Raw genomic sequence first — 18,687 nt, 5'->3', positions numbered from 1 at the left:
AGGGGAAACTAAACGTTTATATTAAAGTTTTCCGTGAGATATGATGGGATAAGTGCGGTCAAACTAAAGGAAGTTTTCTTATGCGTCTTATCCCTTTACAAACAAATGATCAAGTGAGCCGTTGGGCAGCTCGTCATATTGCGGATCGAATTAACCATTTCAAACCGACTGCAGAACGTCCGTTTATACTTGGTTTGCCTACCGGTAGCACACCGCTTAAAACCTATCAGGAATTGATCAAACTTTATCAAGCCGGTGAAGTGAGTTTCAAACATGTTGTTACCTTTAACATGGATGAATACGTGGATTTACCACAAGATCATCCTGAAAGTTATCATAGCTTTATGTATAAAAACTTCTTTAATCATATCGATATTCAACCGCAAAATATTAATATTTTGAATGGTAATACGGAAGATCATGATGAAGAATGTCGCCGCTATGAAGAAAAAATTAAATCTTACGGAAAAATCAATTTATTTATGGGCGGAGTGGGAAATGACGGACATATAGCCTTTAATGAGCCGGCATCATCATTGAATTCTCGCACACGGATTAAAACTTTGACGCAGGATACGCTTATTGCCAATTCCCGTTTCTTTGATAATGATGTGAATAAAGTGCCGAAGTATGCTCTAACCATTGGCGTTGCCACCTTATTAGATGCGGAAGAAGTGATGATTCTTGCCACCGGGCATCAAAAAGCCCTTGCCGTGCAAGCCGCTGTTGAAGGGGCGGTGAACCATATGTGGACGGTCAGCGCATTACAGTTGCATCGCCACTTTATCTTAGTATGTGATGAACCGGCACAGCAAGAATTAAAAGTGAAAACAGTAAAATATTTCAGTGAATTAGAGCAACGAGCCATTCATAGCGTGTTGTCATAATTCAGCAACACCGCAGAAAGTGCGGTCACAAAAACACTGTTTTTGGAATGTTGGCTTTGCCAACGACCCCTTTAGGGGGAACAAACGAGTAAGCGAGTTTGTGAATAATTTTAGGAAGATAAAATGAAATACGCATTAGTTAATTCAGTGATTTACACAAAATACGAGGTATTGCGTGATTTTGCGGTGGTGATTAACGGGGAAATCATAGAAGCCGTTATTCCGCAAAATGAACTTGAGGCGGGCATTAAAACCATTGATTTACAGGGCAATAATTTAACTGCCGGTTTTATTGATCTTCAACTCAACGGTTGTGGCGGTGTGATGTTTAATGATCAAACCACGGTGGAAACCTTGGAAATTATGCAAGCCACCAATTTAAAATCCGGCTGTACCAGTTTCTTACCAACCTTTATTACCGCACCGGACGAAGGCATTAAAAGTGCGGTTAAAATTATGCGGGAATATTTAACTAAGCATAAGAACCAAGCACTCGGTTTACACATTGAAGGGCCTTATATTAGCGTGGAGAAAAAAGGCGTACACCGTCCTGAATATATCCGTGAAATCTCGCCTGAAATGAAAGGTTTTCTGTGTGAGAACGGTGATGTGATTACTAAGATCACGATTGCCGCGGAAAATCCAACCTCACAATATATTCCCGATTTTGTAAAAAGCGGTATTGTTGTTTCCATTGGGCATTCTAATGCGACTTATGAAACCGCTAAAGCGGCATTCCGTAAAGGCGCAACCTTTGCAACACATCTACATAATGCTATGTCGCCAATCAGCTCCGGTCGGGCTATGGGGGTTGTCGGTGCGGTGTTGGATTCTGATATTTACACCGCTATTATTATAGATGGCGTGCATGTTGACTATGGTAACGTCAGAATCGACAAGAAGATTAAAGGTGATAAATTGTGCATTGTGACCGATTCTATTGCGGCAGCGGGTGCAGGGCCTGAATTAGAAAGTTTCACCTTTGAAGGCAAAACCATTTATGTAAAAGAAGGTCGTTGTTATGATGCTAACGGTACTATTGCGGGAGCTTCGATCACGATGATGGAGTCCATCAAAAATGCGGTGGAACATGTAGAAATTCCTCTTGCAGAAGCGATTCGTATGAGTAACCTCTATCCGGCACGGGCTATTAGCGTGGATGATCGTTTAGGTTCGGTAGAAAAAGGTAAAGTGGCAAATCTTGCCGTGTTTACACCAAATTATGAGGTGATTGGCACGGTGGTGAATGGGGAATGGAAACCGAATTTGTCATCATAAAAAATAGACTGAATAAAAAATAAGAAAAATCCATATCGTAGCCACGGTATGGATTTTTTTCTTTATTGCTTTAATAAGAATAATTTTTATCTATAATGTAAAAACTTAGTTTAAGAGTAGGAGATTAAAATGGCGAAAGAAGAAGTCGGACATAATTTTTTGGCCCGTTTAGGAAAAACACGTTTACGTCCCGGCGGTAAAAAAGCAACGGATTGGTTGATTGGTAACGGTGATTTTAATCAGAATAAAAAAGTATTAGAAGTGGCGTGTAATATGGGGACAACGGCGATTGATTTGGCGAAACAATTCGGTTGTCAGATTGAGGGCGTTGATTTAGATGAGGAGGCGTTAGAAAAGGCGAAAGCCAATATCGTCGCCAATAACTTGCAAGATAAAATTCACGTTCAGCGTGCCAATGCAATGAAATTACCTTTTGAAGATGAGACTTTTGACATTGTGATCAATGAGGCGATGTTGACGATGTTGCCGGTAGAGGCGAAGAAAAAAGCCATTGTAGAATATTTTCGAGTGTTAAAACCGGGCGGTTTTTTGCTCACTCATGATGTGATGCTGGTAGGCGAAGATCATCAAATTATTCTTGATAATATGCGTAAGGCGATTAATGTAACGGTAACCCCTTTAACTAAAGAAGGTTGGAAAGGGCTTTTCCAAGAAAGCGGATTCCGTAATGTGGATACATTTTCAGGCGAAATGACATTACTTTCACCAAAAGGAATAATTTACGACGAGGGCGTTTTAGGCACACTAAAGATTGTTAAAAATGCGATGAAAACAGAAAACCGTGAGCAATTTAAACGTATGTTTAAAACCTTCAATGATCCGAAACATAAATTGCATTTTATTGCAGTGTGTAGCCAAAAATAATCAGGAAGTTGAAAAAACAATGTTCAAAAAACGTTGGTTTTTATGACAGGTGGTTAAAAGTAAAAAGGCGAATCTTAAGATTCGCCTTTCTTGTGAGTTCTCTAGTTTAACAATTAGAAGAATACACGCAGACCTACACCAATAGCTTTATCTTTGACTTTTGAATTTTCGTCATAATTGCCGTTAGTATAGTCTTTAGACTGAACATACTTACCTTCTACATAAGTGATAACTTGTTTATGAAGTTTATAATCAACACCTAACAAGAAACCATGAGTTTTGGTTTTATCATCACCAGATTTAGATTGCTCATATAAGTAGTTACCATATACCTTACTGACATCAGCAATTACAGGAACTTGGAAACCTGGAGAAACGAAGAAAGATTTAGTAGATTCACTACCATCAGTTTTATCTTTTTTGTAGCCTGCATCAACTGATACTAAGAAACTTTTGAAATCATAACCTGCACTCAACATCAAACCATCGACATTGCGTTTAGCATTTGAATTAAGTTCTGATTTATAGTTAGTGCGACCATAAACCCCTTCAAGGATTAACCCATTGTTTTCATATAAGAAACCTGCTTGAACACCATTTGATAATGAGCCGTGGTTAACTTCATTGTTAGTACGGTCTTCAGCAAATTGATAGCTTGCACCTAATTGTAAACCTTCAACACCATAGTAGTCATAACGGATTACAGAGCGACCGGATGTTGGTACATAATCCGGTAAAATACCATAGTCGTAGTCTTCTGCAATACCGACATCATCGCCGATAGTTACTTGGCGACCAAAGGTTACTTGACCTAATTCTTTTTTACCAAGACCAATATAGGCACGGTGAGCTCTAACAGAACCAAATCCGTCTTCTTTTGCCGCACTCTTCCCGCTCTCATCTTTTCCATCAAAACGTAGCTCTGCACGACCCAAAGCATAGAAATCATCGCTTAAATCATGTTTCACTTTAAATTCAACGCGAGATCCCGCATTTCTTAAGCCAGTATGAGAATACTTTTTACCTTCAGAAGTAACATCCCCATTGGCATCTTTCTTTTCCCAATGACCGCCTTGGTTAGACTTCTCTAACATAAGACGAAGCGAACCGTTTACTTCAAATTTAGTACCTTCGTTGTCATAAACTACTGCTGCATTCGCTGCTGAAGCTGCAAATGCACCGACGATTAATGCTGCTAGTGTTTTTTTCATAATTGTTATTCCTTATTGGTATGTTAATGACCAAGACTGAACTTTTCATTATTTAAAATGTCAATCGCCTAAATAGGCGATTCGGATCTTTACAAAAAGCAATTTTTCTGTCAATGGAAAAGGGCTGTAAAATTTTAAATATCAGATCAAGATCACATTTTTAAATGTGATAAGTTCGAAATTTAAACAATCTTTGCTTATAAAACAGAAAAATTTAATCATCATTTTGTTCTAGAGAGTAGCCTTTATCCTCAAAAGTAGGATTTTCCGCCCCTTTTTTTGCCAAAACATCACAAATTTCATTTTCACGGTGTCCTACATGGCCTTTTACCCATTGCCATTCAATTTTGTGAGGTTGAATAGCATCATCAAGTGCCAACCATAAATCTTGGTTTTTTACCGGCTTACCGTTGCTGGTTTTCCAATTATTTTTCTTCCAATTTGTTATCCACTTAGTGATACCGTTTTTCATATATTGGCTATCACTGTAAAGAGTAACTTGGCAAGGTTCTTTTAATGTATTGAGCGCTTCGATTACTGCACGTAATTCCATGCGATTGTTTGTGGTGTTGAAATAACCTTTGGAAAGTTGTTTTTCATGCTCTTTATAGCGTAATAGAATACCAATTCCCCCTGTACCGGGATTGCCGAGGCACGAACCGTCAGTAAAAATTTCAATCTGTTTTTGCATAACAAAATCGTTGTTGTGTAAAATACCGGTCATTCTAAAGGAAAGAAATAGGTTGAACAAATGATTAATCCAAATCGCCAAATTGTACTGGATACGGAAACAACGGGGATGAACCAGCTAGGTGCACATTATGAAGGACACGGTATTATTGAAATTGGTGCGGTTGAATTGGTGAATCGCCGTTATACGGGAAATAATTTCCATATTTATATTAATCCGAACCGACCGGTCGATCCAGAGGCAATTAAAGTTCACGGTATTACCGATGCGATGCTTGCCGATAAACCGGAATTTAAGGCGGTCGCCCAAGAATTTTTAGATTATATTAAGGGGGCGGAACTTTTAATTCACAATGCGCCCTTTGATGTGGGATTTATGGATTATGAATTTCGTAAATTAGGATTGGATGTCAAAACAACGGATATTTGCGTGGTAACGGATACCTTGCAAATGGCACGTCAGATGTATCCGGGGAAGCGTAATAGTTTGGATGCGTTGTGTGATCGATTAGGTATTGACAATAGTAAGCGAACGTTGCACGGGGCATTACTGGATGCGGAAATTTTAGCAGACGTTTATCTTTCCATGACAGGCGGACAAACCAGCTTGTTTGAGGAGGGGGAAGAGGAAACCCCTATGGTAGCCACGATGGAAAGAAGTGCTGTGGAATCAATGGAAAGTGCGGTTACTTTTTCTAATAATTTAAAACGCTTACAACCGAATGAAGAAGAATTACAAGCCCATTTGGAGTTATTGAAAATGATCAATAAAAAGAGTAATGGAAAATGCCTGTGGGATTTACGTGCAAATGATGAATCCGTGCATTAAATGAACGAATAGGTGTGAAATTAGAAAAAAAAGATTGACGAGACAAAGGCGGATCATTATTATACGCTCCACTTAGCGGAGTGGTAGTTCAGCTGGTTAGAATACCTGCCTGTCACGCAGGGGGTCGCGGGTTCGAGTCCCGTCCATTCCGCCAATTTTCGTTTACTCCTTATTGATGTGTTTACAAAAGTGAACAATAACGATATTTAGTTGCGGAGTGGTAGTTCAGCTGGTTAGAATACCTGCCTGTCACGCAGGGGGTCGCGGGTTCGAGTCCCGTCCATTCCGCCAATTTTTTAACAATAAATAGCACCTATAGGTGCTTTTTTATTTGTTTTCAAATGATTTTTTACCAACACCCTAACTTCCGCTATAATGCCCCCATTTTTGACAAGATAAGAGATTTTTTATGGCAACTCCTGTTGTAGCCCTTGTTGGGCGTCCAAATGTAGGGAAATCAACGCTGTTTAATCGCCTAACACGCACCCGTGATGCCTTGGTAGCAGATTTTCCCGGTTTAACCCGTGATCGTAAATACGGTCATGCACATATTGCCGGACATGAATTTATTGTGATTGATACCGGTGGTATTGATGGTACGGAAGAAGGCGTAGAAGAAAAAATGGCAGAGCAATCACTGCTTGCTATTGAAGAAGCGGATATTGTGCTTTTTCTCGTTGATGCTCGTGCGGGGCTGACCGCCGCAGATATCGGCATTGCAAATTATTTGCGCCAACGGGAGAATAAAATCACGGTTGTGGTTGCAAATAAAACCGATGGCATTGATGCTGATTCTCACTGTGCGGAATTTTATCAATTAGGCTTGGGCAATATCGAACAAATTGCCGCATCGCAAGGTCGTGGCGTTACCCAGTTAATGGAACAAGTGCTTGCTCCTTTTGCCGAACAAATAGAAAACGTAGAAGAAACCGACCGCACTTCCGATGAAGAGCAGGATGAATGGGCGCAAGGGTTTGATTTTGATTCGGAAGAAGATACCGCATTACTTGATGAAAGTCTGGAAGAAGAAATTGATAGCGAACAAGATAAACATATCAAAATTGCGATAGTCGGTCGTCCTAATGTCGGTAAATCCACGTTAACCAACCGTATTTTAGGGGAAGATCGGGTGGTGGTTTACGATATGCCGGGAACCACACGTGATAGCGTTTATATTCCAATGGAACGTGACGGCCAGCATTATACGTTGATTGATACGGCAGGGGTGCGTAAGCGGGGGAAAGTACATCTTGCGGTCGAGAAATTCTCCGTGATAAAAACCCTGCAAGCTATTCAAGATGCGAATGTGGTGTTGCTTACCATTGATGCACGTGAAAATATTTCAGACCAAGATTTGTCTTTGCTTGGTTTCATTTTGAATGCAGGTCGTTCTCTTGTCATTGTGGTGAATAAATGGGACGGTTTGGATCAAGAAATCAAAGATCGTGTGAAATCGGAACTTGACCGCCGTTTAGATTTTATTGATTTTGCCCGTGTGCATTTTATTTCTGCGTTACACGGCAGTGGTGTGGGTAATTTGTTTGATTCCATTAAAGAAGCTTATGCTTGCGCCACACAAAAAATGACGACCTCAATGCTTACCCGCATTTTGCAAATGGCGACAGATGAACATCAACCGCCAATGATCGGGGGGCGTCGTATTAAATTAAAATATGCCCATCCGGGTGGTTATAACCCGCCGATTATCGTAGTACATGGTAATCAAATGGAAAAATTGCCGGATTCCTACAAACGTTATTTATCAAACTATTATCGTAAAAGCTTGAAAATTATCGGTTCGCCGATTCGTTTGATCTTCCAAGAAGGCGATAATCCGTTTGCCGGACGTAAAAATAAGCTCACGCCGAATCAGTTACGCAAACGTAAACGTTTGATGAAATTTATTAAGAAATCGAAAAAATGATAGGGAAAAGTGCGGTTAAATTGACCGCACTTTTTGTCTTTATAGTCCCAACGTTTCCTTCACAAAGGGAATAGTAAGGTTACGTTGAGCCTGTAATGAGGCTTTATCGAGCCTTTCTAAGGCTTGTAATAAGGTGTGTGTGTCGCGATTTAGGCGTTTAAGTAAAAACTGTGCCGTTTCAGCAGGTAAGTCAATACCGCGTTGACGGGCGTTTTTTTGTAACACCTCAAGTTTTTGTTCATCCGTTAGCGCTGAAAGATGATAAATTTCACCCCATTTTAAACGTGACGCTAAATCGGGTAATTGTACGTTTAATGCGGAAGGAGAGAGTGTGGCACTCACGAGCAAAAGCGTTTGACCGCTTGCTTTGATTCGATTAAATAAATCGAAAATTGCGATTTCCCACTCCGGATCGCCCATAACGGAATCAAGATCATCCAAACAGACTAATTCCTGTTGTTCTAAATTTTCCAGCACTGCCGGAGAGAAATAACGGGATTTGCTTAGCGGCACATAAATTGCGACACGTTGTTCATTTAAATATTGATTGTTGAGGGCGCGAAGTAAATGGCTTTTACCACAGCCTGTCGTTCCCCAAATATAGAAAAATTGTTGTTGAATCTGCTGTGAATTTTTGCGTAGAGAATCAAGCAGTAACAAATTATTGTCTGCATAAAAATTCTCAAATGTACAATCATCAATTTGATGAATGGGCAAAGGTAATTGCTGATTCAAAATGATATAACGCTGTTGATTTAGGGGGAAGAAAGGGCTATTTTTTTAGCCCTTAATTTTAGGCTTTATTCTACGTTATTTTTTGCTTTTGGCAAAATCAAGTTCAACACAATTGCAACGATCGCACATAAACTAATGCCTTTTAACGCAACGATATCGCCGACATTGACAAACATATTGCCGATACCAAAGGTCATTACTACGGAGATAATACAAAGGTTGCGAGGTTCGGTCACATCGACTTTACCTTTGATTAAGGTACTCATCCCTACTACGGCGATAGAGCCAAAGACCAGCATCATAATGCCGCCCATAACGATGGTAGGAATGGTGGAAAGGAATGCGCCTACTTTACCGCAGAACGAGATTGCAATTGCCCACACCGCTGCCCAAGTCATGATATTAGGGTTAAAGTTACGGGTGAGCATAACCGCACCGGTGACTTCCGCATAAGTTGTATTTGGCGGGCCGCCAATCAATGAAGCGGCAGTGGTTGCTACGCCATCACCTAATAAAGTGCGGTGTAATCCCGGTTTTTTTAGGAAATCTTTTCCCGTCACGGAGCTAATCGCCATAATACCGCCCACGTGTTCCACAGCAGGGGCAATAGCAATCGGCAGCATATAGAGAATGGCTTCAAGGTTAAATTCCGGTTTTGTTAATTTAGGCAGTTCAAACCAAGGGGCGTCTATTACTGGTTGAAAATTGATTAAACCGAGGAAAAGACAAAGAATATAACCTGCCGTGATACCAAACATAATCGGGATTAACTTCATTAATCCTTTTGCAAATACCGCAACAGAAAGGGTAACGATTAAGGTGATCATAGAAACGAGCACGGCGTCGTTATAAGCATAGGCACTATCTTTGCCCAATGCCATATTGACGGCAACAGGGGCAAGCCCCATCCCAATAATGATGATTACCGGCCCGACAACAACCGGTGGGAAGATACGCTCTAAGGCTTGGCTGCCACGAATTTTAACCAGTGAAGAAAGGGCAAAATAGACCAAGCCGGCACAAGCCAAGCCTCCCATCGTAGTTGGGATTCCCCAAGTTTGTACGCCATATTGAATAGGGGCAATAAAAGCGAAAGAGGAGGCTAGGAAAATGGGCACTTGTTTGCCGGTACAAAGCTGAAATAATAGCGTGCCTATGCCGGCGGTAAGTAAGGCGGTATTTGAATCTAAACCGGTGATGAGCGGTACAAGCACAAGGGCACCAAAGGCAACGAAGAGCATTTGTAAGCCGACAAAGGATTGCTTGGCAAGGCTTTGTACTTCTTCTGTTTGAGTAGAAGGTGTTTGATTTTGATTGGTCATTTTAGTTTCAACTCTCTGTTTGAATTAACTTGAAAGTGCGGTCAGTTTGATATCTGTTTTCCGCCCGAAAAAAGACGGCTTGAAAGCCGCCTTGATGTTTTAGAACCTTGTCTTATTTTGTTCCAAAAATTTTATCACCCGCATCACCCAATCCCGGGATAATGTAGCCGTGTTCATTTAAGTGATCATCGACAGAAGCGCAATAGAGCTCAATATCGGGATGTACCGCTTCTAATGCTTTAATTCCTTCAGGGGCTGCCACAAGCACTAATACTTTAATGTGTTTACAACCTTTCGCTTTTAATAAATCAAGGGTTGCAATCATTGAACCGCCGGTCGCCAACATCGGGTCGACCACAATCGCAAGACGTTCTTCCAAATCGCTCGCTAATTTTTGAAAATAAGGTACGGGCTCAAGGGTTTCTTCATTACGGTAAATCCCCACAACGCTGATACGTGCGCTTGGAATATGTTCCAATACGCCGTCCATCATTCCGAGACCGGCACGCAAAATCGGTACGACGGTTACTTTTTTTCCTTTAATGCGATCAATTTCAACGGGGCCGTTCCAACCATCGATAATGACTTTTTCCGTTTCTAAATCAGCCGTAGCCTCATAGGTTAATAAACTGCCGATTTCTGTTGCAAGTTCACGGAATTTTTTCGTATCAATTTCTGCTTCGCGCATAACACCCAATTTGTGTTTTACCAGCGGATGTTTAACTTCGACAAGTTTCATGATTTTACCCCTTAGCTGCAAGTGAATGGATTAATGTGAGTGATGAAAAATTAAATCGCACGATTCTAAATCAGAAAATAGAAAAACTCTAGTAATTTATTGATAAAAAATCTTATATAGCGTTTATATTTCTGTGGTTTAAAACGTGATTTTGGAAAAAATTTTCAAGAAAAACGAGGAGATAGAAAATTAAATTTTGACAGAGATCACTAATTTAAATAAAAGTCGTTGTATTTATTTTAAGCAAGACTAGAATGAAATTAAGTTGTTATTTGTTGTGTGTTTAGTCGTATGGAATGGGAACTGCTTCAACAAACCGCCCAAAAGTTGGGAATTACCCCCACAAATGATAATCTTGATGGGAGGCTCATTTATGCAGAAACGGAAAGGTTATCACGTTTTATTGAGTTGCTGAAGCCGATTGAAAGTAAATGCCGAATAACTGAGTTTGATGATGTTTTGGCTTGCTTTGAAAATGAGCCTATCAGTTATAATGTTGAACGGATTGCTCTTACCGAACCGATAATATCCCTTGAATTGCTTGATGAACATAGCGTTTCAATCGCACAAAAAACTACTCAAAATTCTACCGCACTTTCTTTACCTCCGCTTTCTTTTGGTTATTGTCAATTACTTGTTTCAACAAAATCCCAACAGGCTTCAATTCGGCTACCGGTTGCTGCAAAGAATGTTTCTGCCGTACTGAAACGGGTAAGATCTTATAATGTTTTTTTTCTCTGTTGGTTGAAGTTCCTCTATTTAAATATTCCAAGTTTATCCGGCATTTTGTATGAATATCCGAATTGGCGTAAAAAACTCACCCAATTCTTGGAATTGATGTTTAACAATGAATCATTAAAAACTTGCTTTGCGATGCTTAAGACAGGGCGAAAAGTGTAAGGAGTCTGCTATGACAACAGCGATTACCCATTCCATAATTGATAGTTTCTTTGAAGCAACCAATGGTGATCCTTTTACCACATTGGGAATGCATAAAACGGAAAACGGCATTGAAGTTCGAGCCCTATTACCCGATGCAAATCGTGTGCTAGTGATAGATCGTGAGTCCGGTGAATCGGTTGCTGAACTAGCACGATTAGACGAACGTGGTTTTTTTGCTGCGGTGATGTTGAATCGTCAGCAATTTTTTGCCTATCAATTACAGGTTTTTTGGGGAAATGAAGCTCAAATTATTGAAGATCCATATCGATTCCCTTCCATAACGGACGACTTAGCGCAATGGTTACTTTCAGAAGGTTCGATGTTACGGCCTTATGAAGTTTTAGGCGCGCATTTTATTGAGTGCGATGGGGTGAGCGGGGTGAATTTCCGATTATGGGCGCCGAATGCAAAACGGGTTTCCTTGGTTGGAGATTTCAACTACTGGGACGGTCGCCGTCACCCGATGCGGTTTCATTGCAATAGTGGTATATGGGAACTGTTTTTGCCAAAAGCCAGCCTTGGGCAGCTCTATAAATTTGAATTAATTGATTGTTACGGCAACCTTCGCTTGAAAGCCGATCCTTATGCTTTTAGTTCACAGCTCCGCCCTGATACGGCTTCTCAAATCGGTGTTTTACCGAATGTGGTCGAAATGACGGATACCCGTGCTAAGGCAAATCAAGCAAATCAACCGATTTCTATTTATGAAGTACATTTAGGATCGTGGCGGCGTAATATTGAAAATAATTTCTGGTTGGATTATGACCAAATTGCGGCTGAACTGATTCCCTATGTGAAAGATATGGGCTTTACCCATATTGAATTTTTACCGCTTTCTGAATTCCCCTATGACGGTTCCTGGGGCTATCAACCGCTTGGACTTTATTCGCCAACCAGCCGTTTTGGCACGGCGGAAGGTTTTCGCCGCTTGGTGAAACAGGCGCATGAAGCCGGTATTAATGTGATTTTAGATTGGGTGCCGGGGCATTTCCCAAGTGATACCCATGGACTGGTGGCTTTTGACGGCACAGCGTTGTATGAATACGCAGATCCGCGTGAAGGTTATCATCAAGATTGGAATACGCTGATTTATAACTACGGTCGCAATGAAGTTCGTAATTTCCTTTCAAGTAATGCACTTTATTGGCTGGAGCGTTTTGGCTTGGATGGTATTCGGGTTGATGCGGTTGCTTCAATGATTTACCGAGATTATAGCCGTACTGAGGGAGAATGGATTCCTAACCAATATGGCGGACGTGAAAACCTCGAAGCGATTGAATTTTTAAAACATACCAACTGGAAAATTCACCATGAAATGAAAGGCGCTATTTCTATTGCGGAAGAATCCACGTCATTTACAGGGGTAACCCATCCTAGTGAAAATGGCGGTTTAGGCTTTAATTTCAAATGGAATATGGGTTGGATGAATGACACGCTTTCTTATATGAAGCTTGATCCGATTTATCGCCGATATCATCACGATAAAATGACTTTTGGTATGGTGTATCAATACAGTGAAAATTTTGTGTTACCGCTTTCGCATGATGAAGTGGTGCATGGAAAATGCTCTTTACTTGACAAAATGCCGGGCGATACATGGCAAAAATTTGCCAACTTACGTGCTTACTATGGCTATATGTGGGGATATCCGGGTAAAAAATTGCTCTTCATGGGAAATGAATTTGCTCAGGGGAGAGAATGGAATTACCAAGAAAGTCTAGATTGGTTCCTACTTGATGAAAATATTGGCGGTGGTTGGCATAAAGGTGTGTTGAAACTGGTTAAAGATCTGAATCATATTTACCGAAAAAACTCACCGCTCTTTGAACTTGATCATTCCCCGGAAGGATTTGATTGGTTAGTGGTGAACGATGCGGAACATTCCGTTTTCGCCTTTGAACGTCGAAACAGTAACGGCGAACGAATTATAGTCATCAGTAATTTTACCCCAGTTCCCCGTCATCATTACCGTATGGGCGTGAATATGGCAGGTAAATATGAAGAAATTTTGAATACCGACTCCATGTATTATCAGGGTTCTAATTTGGGTAATTTTGGCTGTGTTCAAAGTGAACCGATCGAAAGCCACGGAAGGGAAAATTCATTCTCTGTTTCCATTCCTCCGTTAGCAACGATTTATTTGAAATATTTGGGATAGTTTATTTTTTTATCTTCGCCGATTAGCCGGGCGAAAACATATTTAGGAATGGATGGTAAGGCGATGTTCAAGGTTTTTGATTTAGGCGAACCCACCCCGTTTGGCAGTTCGGGAAAGGTCGAAAATGGCGTGAAATTAACAAATTTTAGCCTGTTTTCGGCTGCGGCGAGTAAAGTAGAACTCTGTTTATTTGATGGTGAAATTGAAACCCGTTTCCCGATGGCTTGTACCGATAATATTTGGCATTTGGCACTGACCGGTGTACGACATGGCACGCAATACGGCTTTCGTATTCACGGCCCGTATGCAAACCCGCAAAAATTAATGCTCGATCCTTACGCTAAAGCGGTAAGTCATAAGCCTGATTTAAGTAGCTCGGAAAAACGGCAGTGGTTTTTGCTCAATGATCATCGTGACAACGCCCATATTGCCCCAAGAGCGGTTATTTTTGAAGAGGATTTCGACTGGAGCGGTGAGCAAAAACCTCATATTCCTTGGGGGGAAACCATCGTATATGAATTGCATGTTAAAGGTTTTAGCCGATTAAACGAGAAAATCCCTGCAACCTTGCGGGGGACGTATGCCGGGTTGGCACACCCGATTAACCTTGCGTATTTAAAAGAGTTAGGTGTGACGACAATAGAATTATTACCTGTCAATTTTCACCTCAATGAACCGCACTTACAGGCACGTGGTTTGCAAAATTATTGGGGATATAATCCCCTTGCTATGTTTGCTGTTGAGCCTAAATATGCCGCAACGGATCAGCCGCTGACCGAATTTAAGTCGATGGTGAAGGCTTTTCACCAAGCGGGTATCGAAGTGGTGTTAGATGTCGTATTCAATCATTCCGCAGAATCAGAACAACATTTTCCCACATTTTGTCAGCGCGGAATTGATGATCAAACCTACTATTGGCGCAACGATAACGGGCATTACATTAACTGGACGGGCTGCGGCAATATGCTTAATTTATCCTCTGAGGTCGGGCGTAAATGGGTGGTGGATTGCTTACGTTATTGGGTGGAAGAATGTCATATTGACGGCTTTCGGTTTGATTTGGCAACGGTGCTTGGGCGGGATAAACCCGATTTTAATTCTTCAGCCCAACTTTTTGCCGATATAGTCAATGAACCGGGTTTACAAAATATTAAATTGATTGCAGAGCCATGGGATATCGGACATTACGGTTATCAGGCGGGGCATTTCCCCGATTATTTTGCCGAATGGAATGATCGTTTCCGTGATGATATTTGTCGTTTTTGGTTGTGGAAAAGTGGCGAAATCGGAGGATTTGCCGAGCGTTTTGCCGGTTCGAGCGATTTGTTTAAAAAAGAGGGGCGTTTGCCGCATTGTTCACTGAATTTTATCACTGCCCATGATGGTTTCACGTTACGGGATTTAGTCAGTTATAACGAAAAACACAATGAAGCGAATGGCGAACAAAACCGAGACGGGCGTAATGAAAATTACAGTTATAACCATGGCGTAGAAGGGGAATCCGTTACTCTTTGCGAAGCACAAAAAAATAGGATAGAAAACGACCGCACTTGCGCTCAAACGGCATTGTTAATGACTTTATTGCTCGCTAATGGAACGCCAATGTTGTTAGCAGGCGATGAGTTTGGTAATACGCAGAACGGTAATAATAATGCTTACTGCCAAGATAACGAAATTGCTTGGTTGAAATGGGAAAACTTTAATAAAAATTTATTTGAAGTTACGAAGCAAACGATTGCACTTCGCAAAAAAATTTGGAGTTTGCAAAAAAATGCTTGGTGGTCAAATGATAATGTCAGTTGGTTGAGTGTATGGGGAACACCTATGCAGCAAGAGGATTGGCATAACTTTGGAGTTAAAGCGTTACAAATTTTATTGGACGAAAAATGGCTCTTTTTAATTAATGCGAAAGCAGAATCTCAGACTTTCATATTGCCTAATAGTGCTGTAAGCCAATGGAAAGCCTTTGTGGACACAACAAACTTAACATTTATCCAGTCACAGGAAGTAACGGTAAGCAGTATGGCATTTTGTTTGTTGTATAGCGTGGATAACTAAAGACAAACGGAGTTAATTATAATGAAAAGCCCTGACAAAAACGCTCTTGTAAAAGATACCTTGGTTCTTATTTTAGCCGGTGGACGCGGCTCACGTCTTCACGAACTAACCGATAAACGAGCGAAACCCGCACTCTATTTTGGCGGTAATCGTCGTATTATTGATTTTGCCCTGTCAAACTGTATTAATTCCGGCTTAAATCGGATTGGTGTCGTGACACAATACGCGGCGCATTCCTTATTACGCCATTTACAAACCGGTTGGTCATTTTTGCCACAGGAACGCGGCGAGTTTGTGGATATGCTCCCCGCCCGTCAACAAATTGACGATACCACTTGGTATCGCGGTACGGCTGATGCGGTTTATCAAAATATGGCGATTATTCGTGATCACTACTGTCCGAAATATATTTTAATTTTGGCGGGGGATCATATTTATAAGCAAGATTACAGTGTGATGTTGATGGATCATATAACCAGTGGTGCAAAATGTACCGTCGGTTGTATTGAAGTTCCCCGTTCGGAAGCCCATGAATTTGGTGTGATGGCGGTAAACGAAAACTTAAAAGTGAAAGCGTTTGTTGAGAAACCGAAAGATCCGCCGGCGATGGTTGGCAAGCCTGATATATCGCTTGCCTCAATGGGCATTTATGTATTTGATGCGGATTATCTTTATAAAATGCTGGAGTGTGAGGTACATAAGCCGCAAACCAGTCATGATTTTGGCAAAGATATATTACCGAGATGTTTAACGGAAGAAACACTTTATGCCCACCCATTCAGCCGTTCTTGCATGGGACGTAATACGGAGGGGGAAATCTATTGGCGCGATGTGGGAACATTGGATAGTTTTTGGCAATCCAATATCGATTTAGTATCGGAAAGACCACAATTGGATATTTATGATCAAAGTTGGCCGATTCGTGGTAATCCGGTACAAGCGTATCCTTCAAAATTTTTCTATAAAAATGCGAATATTCGTCCGGTTGATAATTCTTTAATTGGTGGCGGTTGTGTGATTACGGATGCGTCCATTAATTATTCCGTGCTTTTTGATCGCATCAAAATTGAAGAAGGCTCCCGTATTGATTATTGTGTTATCTTACCTGAAGTGGAAATCGGTAAAAATTGTACTTTAAGAAATTGTATTGTTGATCGTAATTGCAAAATTCCTGACGGTATGCGAATCGGTTTTGACATCGAAGAAGACAAAAAACATTTCCGAGTCAGCTCGACAGGCAAAGTCATTTTAGTAACTCATAGTATGCTACAAAGATTGAAAGGAGAGGAAGTGGCTTCGGAAGCGCATTTAGACTAATCAAATAAAAAGTGCGGTTGAAATTGACCGCACTTTGTTAATTAAATTTCTCCTGATTTTGATTAAATAATGGAAGTTGGGAGCGTGGTGTATGGTTAAAAAAATAGGATATCTAATGAAAGTATTACATGTTTGCTCGGAACTCTATCCCCTATTAAAAACAGGGGGGCTTGCCGATGTTATTGGCGCGCTGCCTTTTGCTCAAAAACAGATAGGGATAGATGCAAGAATTTTATTGCCTGCCTATCCTGCTATTTGTCGGGGGATTGGCGAAACTCATATTGTGGCTGAGTTTGATAATTTTGCGGGGCATGTTGTATTACGCTACGGCGAACACAAGGGTGTGGGAGTTTATTTAATTGATGCACCACATTTATATGATCGTGAGGGCAATCCTTATCACGATATACATTACAATGACTATACGGATAACTATAAACGTTTTGCTTTGTTAGGTTGGGTAGGGGCTGAATTGTCCACCGGGCTTGATTCGTGGTGGCGGGCTGAAATTGTACATGCGCATGACTGGCACGCCGGACTTAGCGCCGCGTATTTGTTTAATAAAGGCAAACCGGCAAAATCCGTTTTTACTATTCATAATTTAGCTTATCAAGGGATATTTCATCATCGTCACCTATATGAAATTGGGCTACTGGAAGGAATGTTCCACATAAATGGTCTGGAATTATTTGGTCAAATATCTTATTTAAAAGCCGGTTTATATTATTCCGATGTGGTTACTGCCGTGAGCCCGACTTATTCTCAAGAAATTACCACAGAAGAATTTGCTTATGGTTTGCAAGGTTTGTTAATCGGATTACGTGAACAGGGGAGATTGGTCGGTATTTTAAATGGCGTAGATGAAACAATTTGGCATCCGAGTGGTGATGGGTATATCCAGTATCACTACAAACAAAAAGCTATGGATGGCAAAAAGAAAAATAAATCGGCGCTTCAGACTTACTTCAATTTACCGGTAAGCGATGCGTTACTTTTTGTTATGGTTACCCGTTTAACAGAGCAAAAAGGCGTTGATTTGTTAGTTGAGAGTGCGGACGACCTTGTTAAACAAGGCGGGCAACTCGTCATTCTCGGCTCAGGTTCCGCCCATTTGGAAGAGGCTATTCGCCGGCTTTCTGCCACTTACCCTCAAAATATTGCAGTGAAAATCGGATATGACGAAGCGCTTTCCCATTTGATGATCGCAGGCGGAGATGTGATTTTAGTGCCAAGCCGTTTTGAGCCTTGTGGCTTAACCCAACTTTACGGCTTGCAATATGGGACGTTACCGCTGGTAAGAAAAACAGGAGGACTAGCCGATACCGTTGTAAACAGCACATCGGAAAACATCAAAAAGCATACAGCAACAGGCTTTGTTTTCGACCATGCTAATCCGGAGGAACTTCGTTGTTGCTTACAAGAGGCTTTTGCTCTCTGGCAAGAACCTCGTACATGGGCAACGATTCAACGCAATGCAATGGAACAAGATTTTAGTTGGCGTAAAGTTGCCAAAGAATATGTTGGCTTATATCAGCGTTTATAATGGTGATTAAAAAACACCCAAATAAATATAAAATTTGGTTGTTTTTTAACTAATAAAGGCTAAAATTCACACGTTTTTTTGTGGTTAGATACTTGATAGTTAATCCAAAGGGATGTTTAGAAATAGGCTGTATTATTTTTGAAGTTTAGTATTTTTTTAAAATGCCTAC

The 18,687-nt window shown here is 40.9% G+C and carries 15 protein-coding genes and 2 tRNA genes; 12 read left to right on the top strand and 5 right to left on the bottom strand.

Annotation, left to right across the window (positions count from 1 at the left end):
- The first annotated feature begins 80 nt into the window (after window positions 1-80).
- From nagB to PNEUHYL_RS02990, 3 genes are all read left to right on the top strand, one after another.
- Window positions 81-887 carry a glucosamine-6-phosphate deaminase gene (gene nagB, locus PNEUHYL_RS03000; RefSeq protein ID WP_059365789.1) on the top strand — a complete coding sequence of 269 codons (807 nt, stop codon included), beginning with the start codon at window positions 81-83 and terminating at the stop codon, window positions 885-887.
- Between the two features lie 123 nt (window positions 888-1,010).
- Window positions 1,011-2,165 carry an N-acetylglucosamine-6-phosphate deacetylase gene (gene nagA, locus PNEUHYL_RS02995; RefSeq protein ID WP_059365788.1) on the top strand — a complete coding sequence of 385 codons (1,155 nt, stop codon included), beginning with the start codon at window positions 1,011-1,013 and terminating at the stop codon, window positions 2,163-2,165.
- 129 nt (window positions 2,166-2,294) lie between these two features.
- Window positions 2,295-3,050 carry a class I SAM-dependent methyltransferase gene (locus PNEUHYL_RS02990; protein WP_059365787.1) on the top strand — a complete coding sequence of 252 codons (756 nt, stop codon included), beginning with the start codon at window positions 2,295-2,297 and terminating at the stop codon, window positions 3,048-3,050.
- Between the two features lie 113 nt (window positions 3,051-3,163).
- On the opposite strand, the gene PNEUHYL_RS02985 is transcribed toward PNEUHYL_RS02990, so the two are convergent.
- Together PNEUHYL_RS02985 and rnhA are read right to left on the bottom strand one after the other, a co-directional pair.
- Window positions 3,164-4,261 carry a porin gene (locus tag PNEUHYL_RS02985; protein WP_059365786.1) on the bottom strand — a complete coding sequence of 366 codons (1,098 nt, stop codon included), beginning with the start codon at window positions 4,259-4,261 and terminating at the stop codon, window positions 3,164-3,166.
- Between the two features lie 214 nt (window positions 4,262-4,475).
- Window positions 4,476-4,952 carry a ribonuclease HI gene (gene rnhA / locus PNEUHYL_RS02980; protein ID WP_059368805.1) on the bottom strand — a complete coding sequence of 159 codons (477 nt, stop codon included), beginning with the start codon at window positions 4,950-4,952 and terminating at the stop codon, window positions 4,476-4,478.
- A 60-nt stretch (window positions 4,953-5,012) separates the two neighbouring features.
- Between rnhA and dnaQ the strand changes: the two genes are divergently transcribed.
- The 4 genes from dnaQ to der all read left to right on the top strand — a co-directional run bounded on the left by dnaQ (window position 5,013) and on the right by der (window position 7,704).
- Window positions 5,013-5,780 carry a DNA polymerase III subunit epsilon gene (gene dnaQ / locus PNEUHYL_RS02975; RefSeq protein ID WP_059365785.1) on the top strand — a complete coding sequence of 256 codons (768 nt, stop codon included), beginning with the start codon at window positions 5,013-5,015 and terminating at the stop codon, window positions 5,778-5,780.
- 77 nt (window positions 5,781-5,857) lie between these two features.
- Window positions 5,858-5,934: transfer RNA gene (locus tag PNEUHYL_RS02970), tRNA-Asp, on the top strand.
- A 60-nt stretch (window positions 5,935-5,994) separates the two neighbouring features.
- Window positions 5,995-6,071: transfer RNA gene (locus PNEUHYL_RS02965), tRNA-Asp, on the top strand.
- A 118-nt stretch (window positions 6,072-6,189) separates the two neighbouring features.
- The gene (der, locus tag PNEUHYL_RS02960; protein ID WP_059365784.1) at window positions 6,190-7,704 is read left to right on the top strand and encodes a ribosome biogenesis GTPase Der; all 1,515 of its coding nucleotides are present in this window, start codon (window positions 6,190-6,192) and stop codon (window positions 7,702-7,704) included.
- 39 nt (window positions 7,705-7,743) lie between these two features.
- On the opposite strand, the gene hda is transcribed toward der, so the two are convergent.
- The 3 genes from hda to upp form a co-directional block, all read right to left on the bottom strand.
- A complete protein-coding gene (gene hda / locus PNEUHYL_RS02955; RefSeq protein WP_059365783.1) occupies window positions 7,744-8,439 on the bottom strand; it encodes a DnaA regulatory inactivator Hda in 696 nt (231 codons plus the stop codon).
- 65 nt (window positions 8,440-8,504) lie between these two features.
- Window positions 8,505-9,761 carry a nucleobase:cation symporter-2 family protein gene (locus tag PNEUHYL_RS02950; RefSeq protein ID WP_059365782.1) on the bottom strand — a complete coding sequence of 419 codons (1,257 nt, stop codon included), beginning with the start codon at window positions 9,759-9,761 and terminating at the stop codon, window positions 8,505-8,507.
- Between the two features lie 112 nt (window positions 9,762-9,873).
- Complete coding sequence (gene upp, locus PNEUHYL_RS02945) at window positions 9,874-10,500, bottom strand: uracil phosphoribosyltransferase (RefSeq protein WP_059365781.1); 627 nt, start codon at window positions 10,498-10,500, stop codon at window positions 9,874-9,876.
- Window positions 10,501-10,791: 291 nt separating this feature from the next.
- Between upp and PNEUHYL_RS02940 the strand changes: the two genes are divergently transcribed.
- From PNEUHYL_RS02940 to glgA, 5 genes are all read left to right on the top strand, one after another.
- On the top strand, window positions 10,792-11,400 hold the full coding sequence (locus PNEUHYL_RS02940; protein WP_059365780.1) for a hypothetical protein: 609 nt from the start codon (window positions 10,792-10,794) through the stop codon (window positions 11,398-11,400).
- A 10-nt stretch (window positions 11,401-11,410) separates the two neighbouring features.
- Complete coding sequence (gene glgB / locus PNEUHYL_RS02935) at window positions 11,411-13,600, top strand: 1,4-alpha-glucan branching protein GlgB (protein ID WP_059365779.1); 2,190 nt, start codon at window positions 11,411-11,413, stop codon at window positions 13,598-13,600.
- Window positions 13,601-13,663: 63 nt separating this feature from the next.
- Entirely contained in the window at window positions 13,664-15,658 is a 1,995-nt protein-coding gene (gene glgX / locus PNEUHYL_RS02930) for a glycogen debranching protein GlgX (RefSeq protein ID WP_059365778.1), read from the top strand.
- A gap of 21 nt (window positions 15,659-15,679) precedes the next feature.
- Window positions 15,680-16,975: a glucose-1-phosphate adenylyltransferase gene (gene glgC / locus PNEUHYL_RS02925; RefSeq protein ID WP_059365777.1), complete on the top strand. Its 1,296-nt coding sequence runs from the start codon at window positions 15,680-15,682 to the stop codon at window positions 16,973-16,975.
- Between the two features lie 115 nt (window positions 16,976-17,090).
- Entirely contained in the window at window positions 17,091-18,518 is a 1,428-nt protein-coding gene (gene glgA, locus PNEUHYL_RS02920; RefSeq protein ID WP_059365776.1) for a glycogen synthase GlgA, read from the top strand.
- Window positions 18,519-18,687 lie beyond the last annotated feature (169 nt).

This window comes from Rodentibacter caecimuris (assembly GCF_001019715.1).
In the GTDB taxonomy this organism is placed as follows: Bacteria; Pseudomonadota; Gammaproteobacteria; order Enterobacterales; family Pasteurellaceae; genus Rodentibacter; species Rodentibacter caecimuris.
The sequence above is the reverse complement of the archived record's forward strand: the minus strand, read 5'-3'. Positions and strand labels throughout refer to the sequence as shown.

Excerpts from the sequence above, each read along its gene's own strand:
- upp (WP_059365781.1), bottom strand. The coding sequence starts at position 10,500 with ATGAAACTTGTCGAAGTTAAACATCCGCTGGTAAAACACAAATTGGGT.
- PNEUHYL_RS02950 (WP_059365782.1), bottom strand. The coding sequence starts at position 9,761 with ATGACCAATCAAAATCAAACACCTTCTACTCAAACAGAAGAAGTACAA.
- der (WP_059365784.1), top strand. The coding sequence starts at position 6,190 with ATGGCAACTCCTGTTGTAGCCCTTGTTGGGCGTCCAAATGTAGGGAAA.
- PNEUHYL_RS02940 (WP_059365780.1), top strand. The coding sequence starts at position 10,792 with ATGGAATGGGAACTGCTTCAACAAACCGCCCAAAAGTTGGGAATTACC.
- glgA (WP_059365776.1), top strand. The coding sequence starts at position 17,091 with ATGAAAGTATTACATGTTTGCTCGGAACTCTATCCCCTATTAAAAACA.
- rnhA (WP_059368805.1), bottom strand. The coding sequence starts at position 4,952 with ATGCAAAAACAGATTGAAATTTTTACTGACGGTTCGTGCCTCGGCAAT.
- PNEUHYL_RS02990 (WP_059365787.1), top strand. The coding sequence starts at position 2,295 with ATGGCGAAAGAAGAAGTCGGACATAATTTTTTGGCCCGTTTAGGAAAA.
- PNEUHYL_RS02985 (WP_059365786.1), bottom strand. The coding sequence starts at position 4,261 with ATGAAAAAAACACTAGCAGCATTAATCGTCGGTGCATTTGCAGCTTCA.
- nagA (WP_059365788.1), top strand. The coding sequence starts at position 1,011 with ATGAAATACGCATTAGTTAATTCAGTGATTTACACAAAATACGAGGTA.
- dnaQ (WP_059365785.1), top strand. The coding sequence starts at position 5,013 with ATGATTAATCCAAATCGCCAAATTGTACTGGATACGGAAACAACGGGG.
- glgB (WP_059365779.1), top strand. The coding sequence starts at position 11,411 with ATGACAACAGCGATTACCCATTCCATAATTGATAGTTTCTTTGAAGCA.
- glgX (WP_059365778.1), top strand. The coding sequence starts at position 13,664 with ATGTTCAAGGTTTTTGATTTAGGCGAACCCACCCCGTTTGGCAGTTCG.
- nagB (WP_059365789.1), top strand. The coding sequence starts at position 81 with ATGCGTCTTATCCCTTTACAAACAAATGATCAAGTGAGCCGTTGGGCA.
- glgC (WP_059365777.1), top strand. The coding sequence starts at position 15,680 with ATGAAAAGCCCTGACAAAAACGCTCTTGTAAAAGATACCTTGGTTCTT.